Origin of the sequence: Polaribacter sp. L3A8, assembly GCF_009796785.1 — a bacterium.
Taxonomy (GTDB): domain Bacteria; phylum Bacteroidota; class Bacteroidia; order Flavobacteriales; family Flavobacteriaceae; genus Polaribacter.
The window spans coordinates 1,320,542-1,333,463 of the sequence record NZ_CP047026.1 but is presented as its reverse complement, the minus strand read 5'-3'; the positions used below and the strand labels follow the sequence as shown (position 1 = coordinate 1,333,463).

General features: G+C 29.1%; 13 protein-coding genes. 7 read left to right on the top strand and 6 right to left on the bottom strand.

Going from position 1 to position 12,922, the window contains the following annotated elements; all coding sequences use genetic code 11:
• The first annotated feature begins 219 nt into the window (after positions 1 to 219).
• The 7 genes from GQR92_RS05310 (at position 220) to GQR92_RS05280 (ending at position 7,027) form a co-directional block, all read left to right on the top strand.
• The gene (locus GQR92_RS05310) at positions 220 to 1,224 is read left to right on the top strand and encodes a hypothetical protein (RefSeq protein ID WP_158838139.1); all 1,005 of its coding nucleotides are present in this window, start codon (positions 220 to 222) and stop codon (positions 1,222 to 1,224) included.
• Between the two features lie 60 nt (positions 1,225 to 1,284).
• Positions 1,285 to 1,719: a hypothetical protein gene (locus GQR92_RS05305; RefSeq protein WP_158838138.1), complete on the top strand. Its 435-nt coding sequence runs from the start codon at positions 1,285 to 1,287 to the stop codon at positions 1,717 to 1,719.
• 14 nt (positions 1,720 to 1,733) lie between these two features.
• Positions 1,734 to 2,459, top strand: coding sequence for a CsgE family curli-type amyloid fiber assembly protein (locus GQR92_RS05300; RefSeq protein ID WP_158838137.1), 726 nt, complete (start codon positions 1,734 to 1,736; stop codon positions 2,457 to 2,459).
• Positions 2,460 to 2,479: 20 nt separating this feature from the next.
• Positions 2,480 to 2,884: a curli assembly protein CsgF gene (locus GQR92_RS05295; RefSeq protein WP_105047859.1), complete on the top strand. Its 405-nt coding sequence runs from the start codon at positions 2,480 to 2,482 to the stop codon at positions 2,882 to 2,884.
• A 7-nt stretch (positions 2,885 to 2,891) separates the two neighbouring features.
• On the top strand, positions 2,892 to 4,232 hold the full coding sequence (locus GQR92_RS05290; RefSeq protein WP_158838136.1) for a CsgG/HfaB family protein: 1,341 nt from the start codon (positions 2,892 to 2,894) through the stop codon (positions 4,230 to 4,232).
• Positions 4,233 to 4,243: 11 nt separating this feature from the next.
• On the top strand, positions 4,244 to 5,746 hold the full coding sequence (locus GQR92_RS05285) for a carboxypeptidase regulatory-like domain-containing protein (RefSeq protein ID WP_158838135.1): 1,503 nt from the start codon (positions 4,244 to 4,246) through the stop codon (positions 5,744 to 5,746).
• Between the two features lie 102 nt (positions 5,747 to 5,848).
• Positions 5,849 to 7,027, top strand: coding sequence for an AIR synthase related protein (locus tag GQR92_RS05280; protein WP_158838134.1), 1,179 nt, complete (start codon positions 5,849 to 5,851; stop codon positions 7,025 to 7,027).
• Positions 7,028 to 7,240: 213 nt separating this feature from the next.
• Here GQR92_RS05280 and GQR92_RS05275 read toward each other — a convergent pair whose 3' ends face one another.
• The 6 genes from GQR92_RS05275 to GQR92_RS05250 all read right to left on the bottom strand — a co-directional run bounded on the left by GQR92_RS05275 (position 7,241) and on the right by GQR92_RS05250 (position 12,848).
• A complete protein-coding gene (locus GQR92_RS05275) occupies positions 7,241 to 7,417 on the bottom strand; it encodes a hypothetical protein (RefSeq protein WP_158841996.1) in 177 nt (58 codons plus the stop codon).
• A 41-nt stretch (positions 7,418 to 7,458) separates the two neighbouring features.
• A complete protein-coding gene (locus GQR92_RS05270; protein ID WP_158838133.1) occupies positions 7,459 to 7,644 on the bottom strand; it encodes a hypothetical protein in 186 nt (61 codons plus the stop codon).
• Entirely contained in the window at positions 7,637 to 7,981 is a 345-nt protein-coding gene (locus tag GQR92_RS05265; RefSeq protein ID WP_158838132.1) for a DUF3024 domain-containing protein, read from the bottom strand. The genes GQR92_RS05270 and GQR92_RS05265 overlap by 8 nt, the downstream gene beginning before the upstream one ends.
• Before the next feature lie 156 nt (positions 7,982 to 8,137).
• Positions 8,138 to 8,590: a DoxX family protein gene (locus GQR92_RS05260; RefSeq protein ID WP_158838131.1), complete on the bottom strand. Its 453-nt coding sequence runs from the start codon at positions 8,588 to 8,590 to the stop codon at positions 8,138 to 8,140.
• Positions 8,591 to 8,652: 62 nt separating this feature from the next.
• Complete coding sequence (locus tag GQR92_RS05255; RefSeq protein ID WP_158838130.1) at positions 8,653 to 9,219, bottom strand: Crp/Fnr family transcriptional regulator; 567 nt, start codon at positions 9,217 to 9,219, stop codon at positions 8,653 to 8,655.
• A 149-nt stretch (positions 9,220 to 9,368) separates the two neighbouring features.
• A complete protein-coding gene (locus tag GQR92_RS05250) occupies positions 9,369 to 12,848 on the bottom strand; it encodes an SMEK domain-containing protein (RefSeq protein ID WP_158838129.1) in 3,480 nt (1,159 codons plus the stop codon).
• Positions 12,849 to 12,922 lie beyond the last annotated feature (74 nt).

Genomic DNA, 12,922 nt, shown 5'->3' with positions numbered 1-12,922 from the left:
ATATTTGACATGTTTAAACACAAATTGATCAAACTATATAGTTTACTACAACTCTTTCTTTTGAGTTGGTTGAAAATGTAAAGTTATACTAATAACAAAACATTTTATCCCTAATAATTTTAATTACCCCTAAAAATTTTAATAGTACTTCTTATTCAATTTATATCGAATAGAATTTGTTGTGCTAAATTTTTAACTAACGTATTTAAATTATTTATCATGAAAAAATTATTAATTATGGCTATGTGTATAGCTACAGGAGTAACATTTGCTCAAAATCCAAATGAATTTGCAATTCCAGGTGGTCAAACAGGAGTAATTGCAAAAACCTCCGGAACACCTCTTGAGGCAATCAATAATGTGACTAACGGAGCACCTGCAACAGCTAATTGTGTGGTAGATCAAATAAATGTTCCAGCTGGTTTTATAACTACAGGAGTCAATCAGGTTGATATTCAACAAGTAGGTAACAGCAATCAAGCTAATGGTACGCAAAATGGAAACAGTAATATGTCTTTAATAAGACAAAACAATTCTAATTTTATACCAGGACAAGCAGGTAATTTAGCTTCTTCTTTTCAATCTGGTGATGCAAATGGATCGGACATTAAACAATTTGGAGACAATAACAAAGGTCGTGTTTACCAAATAGGAGATGACAATTATGCTAAACAAGATGTAGGAAGCACTACAGCTATGCAATCAGAAGATAATATGGCTTATGCTAACCAACAAGGTAATGGCAATAAATCTTCTCAAAAACAACGTTTTGATAGTAATGAAGCAACAGTATTATCTTGGGGTAATGGAAACTCTGTAGTTCAAGACCAATCTAGTGGGCCAAATCATTCTAGCGGAAGTGTAGCTTTTGCAAATCAAATAGGAGACGGTAATGGTGCGCAACAAAATCAAGTTGGTTCTAATAATTTTGCATCTGCTTATCAAACAGGAGATAATAATGTTTCTGTAGAAACTCAAACAATGGTTGGAGATGATGCTGCAAACTTTAATTTATCTACTGTAAATCAGGTAGGAGATAGCAATACATCATGTGTTACACAAGATGCAGACATGGCTATTAACTGTAGTTTAGTAAACCAAATTGGTGACCAAAACTCTGCTTTAGTAAACCAAACTGCAGCAGTAGGAGGTAACAATAATGCTAACGTATTACAATTAGGTAATATGAATACAGCTCAAGTAACTCAATTTGGGCCAAATTAACATCTTTAAAAGGTGTGAGGAAACCCCTCACACCTTTTTTTAATTTTAAAAAATAAAAAGATGGAATCAATAAAAAAAATATCAATTGTTTGTCTTTTCTTATTATCTTTTTTAGCAAGTGCACAAGACGAAAAATTACCTAGTTATTTTTCAGATCAATTGCAATTTGATAATTACCAATTACCAATAAGTACTATCAATAATTTTCAAATAAATTCTAAAGAAATGGTTAGCACTATTTCATTAAAACAAATTGGTAATGCAAATGTTACAAATATTGATGATCGGTTTTCTAATGGAGATCACAGGGTATATCAAATAGGAAATGGAAATAATTATCAATTTTTAAATTACAATAGTAATCAGCCAATTAATTTAGGTGTTTTGCAGTCTGGAAATGATAATTCATTAGAAATACAAGGAATAAATTCTGTGTTTCAAAATCTAAAAATAGTACAATTTGGAGGGGCTAAAATGAGTGTAATTAACTACTAGTTAAAGCTATTGATATGAAAAGTAAACTTTTAAATTTCTGTATTTTAAATGTTTTTTTTATGTCTTTTCTTTCTGCTCAAGAATTTGGTGATTATAAAGTTAAGGGAAGTATTAATTTAACTAGAGGAGATGAATTTTTAACATTAAGAGCTCAAGTGTTAAACGAAGAATCTTTTTTTATAGATGATCTTAACTATAATTTTGTTTTGCTAAAAAAAGGAAGTTTAGGCAATTTGTCTAAAAATAATCAATCTAACGATTTTTCATTAAAACCAAATGAGGAGAAACAATTATCTGTATTTCAAATCAACTTAAAAAAAGAGGAAGAATTAAAAGTTTATCTATTTGTAAAATACAAAGACAAATTAATAGACAGAGATACATTATTTCTGTTCTCTAATGAAAAAAAAACAATTGCAAAAGAAGTAAATGAAGAGCAGTATTTAATTAAAGGAATAGTGATAGATGAAGCTATGACTAAAATTGGTAGAGATTTTCATGATTTTTTTTATAAAGAATACCTAGTAACAGGTAAAAATTATCCTTTTATAATAAAGGTGGTAGAAAAACCAGCAATGGGCAGAAGTAGTATATTATCTGTAGAAGTTGATAGAAAAAAAATTCATGAATTTTTTGCAAGACCAGAAGAAGAATATTTAAAAAATAATGTTTTAATGGCTATGAGAAAACTAAGAGTTTATAGCCAACAAAGAAAAACTACTTTTTCTAATAAAATATAAAAACCTAAAAGCTATTGGTTATGAAACAAAGATTATTATTTATTTTTATTTTAATATCGGGTTTTGTTTACTCACAAGATTTGGTATATACGCCTATAAGTCCGTTTTTTGGTGGTACCACATTTAATTATCAGCAAATTATGGCTTCTGCAGCCGCTCAAAATGATTTTACAGAAGAAGAAGAGGTAAGGAGTGTTACAACAGATTTAGAAAACTTTACCAATAGTTTAAATAATAGATTATTGAGTTCGTTGTCTCAAAGTTTGTTTCAGCAACAGTTAGGTGATACCAATTTAACCGTTGGAACTTATAATTTTGGAGATCTGGTAGTAGAAATAACGCCAGGTACCAATGGTTTAAATGTTAGCATACTTAATGTAACAACAGGCGAGCAAACCCAAATAACAATTCCTAACGGCAACTAAAATTATTATGAGAAAAGCTGTTGGTATAATTTATTTGGTAACAATTAGTGTATTTACCAGTTGTGGGGCTTATTTTAATCAACCATTTACTCAAAAAAAAGCAAGAATAGGAGAAAATACATCGCCAGAGTTTTTAGCGAAAAAATTTCTTCCTGCAGAGAAAATTATTGTTGGTGTTTATAAGTTTAGAGATCAAACAGGGCAATACAAACCTGTGTTAAATGGATCTACATTTAGCACTGCTGTTACCCAAGGCGGTACCACAATATTATTAAAATCACTCGAAGAGTCTGGTTGGTTTAGACCAGTAGAAAGAGAAAATATTGGTAATCTTTTAAATGAAAGGCAAATTATCAGAAATACACGTCAAGAATATGCAAATGGTAAAAAGATAACAATGCCACCTTTGCTTTTTGCAGGTACAATTATAGAGGGAGGGGTTGTTTCTTACGATTCTAACATTATAACAGGAGGTTCTGGCTTACGGTATTTTGGTGCAGGTGTTTCTAATCAATACAGAGAAGATAGAATTACAGTTTACTTGCGGGTAGTATCTACCTCTACAGGAGAAATTTTAAAGAATGTATATGTTTCAAAAACTATTTTATCTCAGGGTATTTCTGCTAATTTATTTCGTTATGTATCTTTAAGAAGATTGTTAGAGGTAGAAACTGGAGTAACTAAAAATGAACCAGCACAATTAGCAGTAAAAGAAGCAATAGATAAAGCTGTTGATGTTTTAATTGTAGAAGGTATTGTAGATGGTATTTGGGAACCTAAAGGAGGTGATACAGCAAAATACTATGTTAAAAAAGCATATTACAAAGAGCAATTAGAGTCTAGTAAAATTAAGCTTTATAGTAGAAAACAAGAAGAAAGAAGAGGTAAGTTTGGGGTAGGCACAAGTATGGGAATGTCTAAAATTGTTGGCGATTATATAAATCCAACCTTTCAGTTTGGTTATGATTTTAAGTTTAAATATAGATTAGACGATCCTAAGTTTAATTTTTGGGTAACTTTAGGTAAGTATGAGTTAGATAATAAAAGTACTTTTCATGAATCTTTTTTAACATCTGCAATTAATTTTGAATACACTTTTTTACCCTACGAGAAATTGACGCCATATATGTATGCTGGTATTGGTACTATTTCTAGAAAGAATTTAGAAGATAGCTTCTTTAAGTTTCAAGGAGGTTTAGGGCTAGAGTATTTACTTTCAAATAAAATTGGGCTTTTTGTAAACGGAGAATACAATATGACGATAACAGATAATTTAGATAGGCAGGTAGTAGGTAATAAAAACGATTTAGTTTGGCGTTTCGGAGCAGGTATTAATGTATATTTTTAAGCAGAATTCAAATGAAAAAAGTAATAAAAATACTACTAATTACACTCTTTTTTATAAGTTGTGGAGAAGACGGAACTATTGGGTTGGTAGCGTATGGTGATTTAAAAGGTAAAGTTGTGGCAAAAGATGGCTTTGTGCCTTTAGAAAATGTAAAAGTAATATTATCGCCTACAAATAATACGGTGTTTACAGATGCAGAAGGTAACTTTATCTTTCAGGGAGTAGAAGCTAAAGAATATTCTGTACAAGCCGCCAAAGAAGGTTATTTAGACCAGTATGAGGGCGTAACGGTAAGTAAAGATGTTGAGGTAAATGTTGTGTTAGAAATGGAAATTTCAACAGCTTTAAACAAACCTCCATCAAAACCAAATCTTATTGCGCCAGAAGATAGGCTAGAGGGTTTGTTAAATGAAGTTGAGTTTTCTTGGGAATCTATTGATGTAGATGAAGACGAGCTAACATATACTATTGAAATTAGAAACGATTTTAATAATGATATAATCAGTATTACAGATATAAAAGAAAAATCGTACACCGTTTCTGGTTTTAAATATGGTGCAAAATATTTTTGGACTGTAGCTGTAACTGATGCTATACATACAGAAGTTATAAGTAGTATTAGATCTTTTACAATACAAGAAGATCCTGCAAACCGGTATTTTTATGTTAAAAATGAAGGTGGTAATAATGTAATCTATTCTTCTTCTTTTAACCCCGCTAATTTAGAGGTTTTTAATACGGTGCAATTAACCAATGCTGGTTTAAACTCTTGGAGACCTAGAAAAAATAATGTATCTAATTTAATAGCGTTTTTAAGGATAGATAATAATAAAGCTCATATTTACACAATGAAAACCAATGGAGATGCGGTTAAAAAAGTAACATCTACAATTCCTGTTGCAGGTTTTAATTTAAATGAAATGGATTTTGCTTGGTCAGCAGATGGTAATAAATTATTATATCCCTCTTTTGGTAGTTTGTATGCTATAAATAAAGATGGTACTGGTTTGCAAAAAATATATGAAACCACAGATGGCAGCTTAATAACCGAATGTGATTGGAGTAGCGATGGTAGTAAAATTGCCATAAAAACCAATAATGCAAACGGTTATAATGGTGCTATTTTAATTTTAGATATAAATGGAGTCGTTTTAAATACTGTAATTTCTAATGTTAAAGGCGCATTAGGTGGTTTAAATTTTTCTGCATCTGGTAATTTGTTATTATTTACAAGAGACGTTTCTAACCATCAAGCAACAAGTTATAGGCAATTAGATACAAGAATATTTTTATATAACTTTACAGATGGGTCTTTTAAAGATGTTTCTGAAGGTGAAAAAAATAGTGGCACTAATGATTTAGATGCTCGTTTTTCACCAAGCGAAGCAGATGTTATTTTTGTAAATACATCTAATGACGGTATTTCTCAAAAAAATATTTCTAAAACTAATTTGTCAGGAAATATTGAAAGAGTGGTTTTGTTTGCAAACGCAACAATGCCAGATTGGGAATAATACTTAGTTTTAAATTTAAAAGCGAACGGTAAAAAACGTTCGCTTTTTTTATGGATATAAAGTTTAGAAAAACTAAATTTGCAGCAACTACAACACAACAAAATGAGTCAAGAAGTTTCTAAAAGATACGCGCAAAGAGGGGTATCTGCATCAAAAGAAGATGTACACAATGCAATTAAGAATATAGACAAAGGTTTGTTTCCGAAAGCATTTTGTAAAATTGTACCAGATTATTTAACCAATGATGATGATTATTGTCTAATAATGCATGCAGATGGAGCGGGTACAAAATCTTCTTTAGCATATATGTATTGGAAAGAAACTGGCGATATTTCTGTTTGGAAAGGCATTGCGCAAGATGCTTTAATCATGAATATTGATGATCTTTTATGTGTTGGTGCAACAGATAACATTATGTTGTCTTCTACTATTGGTAGAAATAAAAGTAAAATTCCTGGAGAAGTTTTATCTGCAATTATAAACGGAACAGAAGAGTTAATCGAAGATTTAAAAGGTTTTGGAGTAACGATTCACTCAACCGGAGGAGAAACGGCAGATGTTGGCGATTTAGTACGCACAATTATTGTAGATTCTACCGTAACTGCACGTATGAAACGTACCGATGTTGTAGATAATGCAAACATAAAAGCAGGGGATGTAATTGTTGGTTTAGAATCTTTTGGACAAGCAAGTTACGAAACGGAATACAATGGAGGAATGGGGTCTAACGGATTAACATCTGCAAGACACGATGTTTTTCATAAATATTTAGCAGAAAAATACCCAGAAAGTTTTGATGCTGCTGTACCTGAAGATTTAGTGTATTCTGGTAATACAAAATTGACGGATACAGTAGAAAACTCTCCTATTGATGCAGGTAAATTGGTATTATCGCCAACAAGAACCTACGCGCCAATAATTAAAAAAATACTATCTAATTTTTCTTCGAATACAGTACACGGAATGATTCATTGTTCTGGAGGTGCGCAAACAAAAATATTACACTTTATAGATAATTTACATATTGTAAAAGATAATATGTTTCCAATTCCACCATTATTTAGGTTGATACAAGAGCAATCTAAAACAGATTGGAAAGAAATGTATCAAGTTTTTAATTGCGGGCATAGAATGGAAATTTATGTTTCTCCAGAAATAGCAGCAGATATTATTGCCATTTCAAAATCGTTTAATGTAGATGCTAAAATTGTGGGTAGAGTAGAAGCTTCACCAACTAAAAAACTGACGATTACAAGTGAGTTTGGTGTCTTTGAATATTAAAAAAGATCAAACCATAAGGATATAAAAAAACTCCAAATACTTTTAAAAGTGTTTGGAGTTTTTTTGTTTTCTAAGATCTAAGTATGTCTTTTTAGCTTGAAAGTGATACTGTTAAAATTCCAAGAATTATTTTTGTTAACTACAGTTGTTTTTCAAATCAGAAAATATTTTTAAAATCTTCTTTGGCTAAATTGCTTAGTTTATAACCGTCCATTAAATTAACTCCTTAGATTCCGCTAATATTTGTTCTTTACTTAAATTCGTAAATCCGCTATTTTCGGCTTTTTCGATTACAAACTTAAAATTCTGGAATGGCTTTTTATTTGTTAAAATATTTTCTAATTCCGATTGAAGCTTTTTGTTAGGCAATTGCTTTACAAATTCCTTCATAATTTTAAATGATTGAAAACTATCTAAAGGTTGGAATTTTGTTAAGTTTTTTTTTCTATTTTAGTTAATTCTAATTGAAATATTTCTTTAAATTCAGCTTCATCTAATGTTTCAAGAAAACTTGGTATTGTAATAATTTCATTGTTTTTTTCATTGTAATAACAATCATTTCCGCAATCTAATTCTTGAGCAATTTCTTTAATTAAATTTTGTTTTAAATTATCCATAAAAACACCCATGTTTGTCTTCTTTTATGATTTCTATTATTTTAGATAAGTGTGTAGACAAAGGAAAAGGCTCATAAAGTTCCCATTTTAAATTTGCTCTCATCCAATATAAATTCCATTCTTTTCTCGATTTGTAATATCGAATTTTAGCAAATTCAATGTGCTCCTTTTTTTTGGGGGTATCCCATTTAGGGCGAATTTCAAATAGGATTACTATGTTTTTTTCATAAGAATATCCAATATCAACTTTTTCACGGATCTCTAGATCTTCAGGTCTTAAAGATTCTATATACTTTTTTATTGTCGAGTCGTTTATGTCAATAAGCGTGTTTTTCATTGATTTCTAGTTAATGGGTTTGGACTAGGTTTGTTGCGTGAATAAAGCAACTAATTTAGTGAATAATTACTGACAAAGAAAATTCGCGAGGATTTTCGTAAGTAAGCTAGGAGCAAGCAATTAATTTTGTATGGTGTTAGCCACTGGCATTCTTCATTAAATTCGGATTGTGCTAATATAGACCCAAATAATAAACAGGGTTTGTAATGGGATTCGAAACCATAAATAGGCAAGACCATTCCCATCAAATGTTCCTTTTTGGTAGTTCACATTATTTATAGAAGCATAAATATTTGCAGGTAACATTAGTAAAAAGAAAATAATAAGTGTCCATCTAGATATAACTTTTAAACCAGGAATTAAAAGACCTATTGCAAGTAAAATCTCAAAGATTCCTGTTAAGTAAACAAAATTTTCTCTAAAAGGAATATACTCAGGTATCATCATTGACATTCCTTTTGTAAATATAAAATGTCCAATCGCTGTGAACACGAGCATAGTAGACATTGCAACCCTAGCAGATAAGGCAAAGTGATATTCTTTCTTTATGAGCTTAATCGCAAAAAGAGAAATTGTAAAAGTTAATAAAAGTACAATTAATGGTTTCATATTTTTCTAAATTATTGAAATACAAAGGTTAGAAAAGTATAGAAAAAAAGAATGAACCCAAGTTAATTAATGCGTTTTCTTATTCTACTCAAGGCTTGTGGAGTAACTCCAATATATGAGGCAATATATTTTAAAGGAATTTGTTGTAATAATTTTGGTCTTTCAGAGAATAAGTCTAAATAACGTTCTTCAGCAGTTTTACTTAATAAGGCAAGCTCTCTTTTTGATTTTAGTAAAAACATATTTTCAGCCATTTTCCGTCCAATAATATTTCCATTATTTGTTTTTTCATAGACTTCTTGTAAATCTTTGTTCGAAATTTTCCACAAGGTTGTTTCTGTTAACGTTTCTATTTGATATTCCGAGGGATTTTGTGTTAAAAAAGAATCATAAGCAGTAACAAATTCATTGTCAAATAAAAAACCGAAAGTTAAATCAGACTCTTCTCTAGGAATATAAAGTCGGATTATTCCTTTGGTAATAAATGACAAATAATTTTCAGTTTTACCAATTTTTAATATCGGAGTATTTTTTTTCAATTTTACTTCTTGTAGTTTTGAAGAGAAAAATTCCCAATCAGAATTTGTCATTGGAGAGATATTATCAATAAACTTTCTGATTTCGTTCATTTACGTGTTTTTTTTGCTTGTGGCTAACCTTGTTTTGTGTATGATTGTTGGCGTGTTTCAAGCAACTAATTTAGAGAATATAAACCGAACAGAAAATCCGCGAGGATTTTCGTAAGTAAGCTAGAATTAGCCATTAATTATACACGGTGTTACCTGCTGGCTTTTATTTCCGTCAATAGAATTTTTGCTTTTCCAATTGCTATCTTTTCAATGTCAGGAAATATTTTTGCATTTAAAATTTTGTCTCCATTCAATTGTTTAATCTTTAATAAAATAACATTCTTTGAGTCATAAAGTAATTCGTCTGCGAAATCCTTTAAATCACATTTACTTAATTCAACAAGTCCTGATGTTGTTTTTGCTAAATTCTCGTTTTTAATTCCATTTAAGAATTTTGGTTTGTAAAGTTTTAGAAACGCTCTGATTTCTTTATTATACTTACTATCTGTCAATTCTTCTATTCTTCTCAAAGATTGGAACAAAGATGAAATAGTAAGATTTTTGTTATTCGATATTTTTAATTTTTTAAGAAAATCATTTTCAAAATGCTTTATTGCTATTTTAAAATCAATTTTTAGAGAATAGTCAAAAGCCTTTAAATAATCTCCAAAATTCAATCTTCCATATTGATATTCGTCTGCTCGTTGTATTGTTAAGTATTTATCTAAAAGATTACTGCAAAATAAATTTGCATTCAAGTTATCATTTACAAATGTTTTATTCTTTGTTTTATTTAGAACTTCCGTTGATTGACTTATATTAAGTTCTTTGTGACACATTGAATTACAAAGGATATTTAAATCTGCCATATTCAATGCGTTTATAGTTTTTTCTTTGTCACCCCTTGTTAAAACAAGGAATAAAGATTCCATAACAGTAAACTTTGAACCATCTAAAACCTTGTTTAGTAATTCAGCTGATATTTCATTTTTTACTTTCTCCTTTAATTCTTGAATGTTTAATACTTTAGGATTTGATAATATTGAAACGTCAAAATCAATATTTAATATTTGTTTTTTTGTTACAGCTAAAAGTTCATTTTGTGTAATTCCTTTAATCTCGATTTCATTCTTTTTTAGTAATTCATAGAATATTAGTAAACTGTTTATATTTCGCTCACTTTGTAGTAACTTGTTGAAACTTGAAGATATTAAAAATCGATTTATTATTTCGTAAAAACTTTCTTTATCAGAAACAATGGTAGTGTTTAATTCTAGTAATCTAGCTGAAATATTACTTAAGCTTTGTTCATTTTCAAGTAAATTGTAAAATATTCCATTGTCAAAACCCTTTTTCAATTCTAAATTCACTAAATCTGGTGCAATTGATGATAAATCTGATAAACTTTTTGCAAAATCTGATAGATTTGTATTAGATGTATTAAGATTCAATGATAATTGGTCAAGAAGTTTTTTCGCAATGCTTGTACCAAGAGCAATATCAATTTTTTCTAACTCTCTGATTGACTTACCAATTTGAACAGTTTTTAATTTATTTCCTTTTTTGACAAGTTCTTCAATATTTAAATGTCTAATAATTCCGAGCAATAATTTTTTTGATAAAGGCGAAGTATTTAATTCAGATAATGAATTTGTGATTCTTGAAAGAGTAGGCAATTTTTCTATCATAGATAGCCATTCAGGAAAGTGAAAAGAATTAAGAATTCTATTTACAGTTTCTGGAGTTGCTTTCTTTTTGCTAATTCGCATTGTTAATTCCGAAATGGCATTTGTATTTGCCTGCTCGTTTGTTCGGAGTGTTTTAATAATATTTCCTAACTCTATATTTAATTGATTAGCAATTTGAAGCAAATTGCTATAAACAGAATAATCTTTTGATATATAAAGTTCAAGTTTGTATTTTGAGTAATACTTTATAAAAAGAGAGTAATAAGCTGATTGATTTTTGTTATTCAGCATATGAAATGAATGGAAAAATATTTTTTGCAATTCGAATACTTCATAATTTCGAATGTTACTATCGAATTTAATTGAAATTAACTCAAGAACTTTAGCTTCATTTAATAGTGGTTTCACAATTTCGAATTGTCTTGACACAAACAATTTTATTACTACTTCAGTAATATTTAACTCTGATTCAGTTTTATAATTCTCAAGATAATTAATGAGTAATCCTATTAAATCTTTTGTTTCTAAATCTTTTTCTTTAATTAAGGTTAGATGAATTAAACTTGCATAATCTTTATGTGGAAAATAGTAATAATCACTAGTAGTGTAGTTTATTATAATTCCCTTTTCTTTAAGTTTTGCAAACTCTTCATTTTTTCCTTTAACTCTTAAAAAAGAAATATCGTGGCTAAACAAATAAGAATACAGAAATAGAAGTTCCGTATTGAATTCATTTAACTTATGAGCATCAAAAAAGTAGGAATAAATATTGTCATTGTTAACTTGGTCAAGTTTAAGATTCTTACCTTTTTTGTTTGATGAAATCCAAGTTTCAATTGCAATATTTAGTTTTAATAGATTACTATTTGTGTTTTTTAAGACGGTTTTAAAATCTCCTTTGTACCAAGAAAAATCAGGAAATTCTTTTTTTAAATGATATACTCTATTGTCGATAATTCCTGAAACTTTTTCTTCAAATTCAAAATCCGGATTATATCTAAATTGATATATGTCTTTGAAGACATTTAGAATTGAGTTTTTGTCTTCTTCTCTAAATGAGTTATAATATCTCGAAATATAGATTCCTTTTATCCATTCAAAACTGGCAATTTTTTGACGTAGTTCTTTAAATATGTTTACGTTATCGTGGACATTTTCAAGAATTATAATTGAATGGTAAAATGAAAGTTGATTTATCTCCATCATTAAATCTCTTTTCGAGTGATTTAAATCGGGATTTGAAAGGTCTAAAATATATGTTTTGTAGTAAGGAATTAAATTTCTAACAATTGCTTTTGTAAAAGTTGATTTTCCGCTACAAGGGTTTCCTAGAATAGCGTACTCTTTGGCTTTGTTTTTATTAAAAAGAGAGGCAATTTCCTTGATTTTCCTCTTTTCAAATTCGGAAAAGTAAATGGCATTTTCTGGAGTAATATAATCCGTTGATGTTATGAGTTTGTCAAATGGTATAAACGAACAAAGATTACTTAATCCATTAAATTCAGAAGATAATTCTTGTTTGACAATTTCTTCAATTCTTTTTCTCTTTTCAGGAGATATTATTTTTTGAAAATCGCCAATTATTTGTCTTGTTGTTTTTATTGAAATTCTTCTACCATATTTTTTAGAAAGTTCAGTCTCACTTATCTTTTCTAGTGCTTTGTTATCTCTAATAAAGAAGCAGATTATTTGATTTATTTTTTTTGAACTGTGATATTTAAGTATTTTTTCAACAGTATCTTTTTCAATCTTTTTTTTCTCGTTACTCTGAATTGCTGTGACTTGGATAGCAATACCTTTTTTGAAATCATACAAGTCAATTCCTTCTGCATTCTTTTCCGTGTAGTTTAAGTTAACTAAACTTTTCCAACCGTAGATTAATTCAAAAAGTCGCATAAAAAAATCTTCTGCGATTAATTTTTCATCGTGCTTATTAAAAACACCTTCGTTGTCTATTTTTCTAATATATTCAAGAAGATTATTTTCAATTGAGCTATTCATGTTTTTGGTGCAGTTGGTTTTTTTTTTTCAGCTTGCAGGTAACGTTGTTGTATGTTGAAAGTTGCGTTTAAAGT

Bases quoted from the DNA above. Each gene is read 5' to 3' on its own strand.
- GQR92_RS05310 (WP_158838139.1), top strand. From the start codon at position 220: ATGAAAAAATTATTAATTATGGCTATGTGTATAGCTACAGGAGTAACA.
- GQR92_RS05305 (WP_158838138.1), top strand. From the start codon at position 1,285: ATGGAATCAATAAAAAAAATATCAATTGTTTGTCTTTTCTTATTATCT.
- GQR92_RS05300 (WP_158838137.1), top strand. From the start codon at position 1,734: ATGAAAAGTAAACTTTTAAATTTCTGTATTTTAAATGTTTTTTTTATG.
- GQR92_RS05295 (WP_105047859.1), top strand. From the start codon at position 2,480: ATGAAACAAAGATTATTATTTATTTTTATTTTAATATCGGGTTTTGTT.
- GQR92_RS05290 (WP_158838136.1), top strand. From the start codon at position 2,892: ATGAGAAAAGCTGTTGGTATAATTTATTTGGTAACAATTAGTGTATTT.
- GQR92_RS05285 (WP_158838135.1), top strand. From the start codon at position 4,244: ATGAAAAAAGTAATAAAAATACTACTAATTACACTCTTTTTTATAAGT.
- GQR92_RS05280 (WP_158838134.1), top strand. From the start codon at position 5,849: ATGAGTCAAGAAGTTTCTAAAAGATACGCGCAAAGAGGGGTATCTGCA.
- GQR92_RS05275 (WP_158841996.1), bottom strand. From the start codon at position 7,417: ATGAAGGAATTTGTAAAGCAATTGCCTAACAAAAAGCTTCAATCGGAA.
- GQR92_RS05270 (WP_158838133.1), bottom strand. From the start codon at position 7,644: ATGGATAATTTAAAACAAAATTTAATTAAAGAAATTGCTCAAGAATTA.
- GQR92_RS05265 (WP_158838132.1), bottom strand. From the start codon at position 7,981: ATGAAAAACACGCTTATTGACATAAACGACTCGACAATAAAAAAGTAT.
- GQR92_RS05260 (WP_158838131.1), bottom strand. From the start codon at position 8,590: ATGAAACCATTAATTGTACTTTTATTAACTTTTACAATTTCTCTTTTT.
- GQR92_RS05255 (WP_158838130.1), bottom strand. From the start codon at position 9,219: ATGAACGAAATCAGAAAGTTTATTGATAATATCTCTCCAATGACAAAT.
- GQR92_RS05250 (WP_158838129.1), bottom strand. From the start codon at position 12,848: ATGAATAGCTCAATTGAAAATAATCTTCTTGAATATATTAGAAAAATA.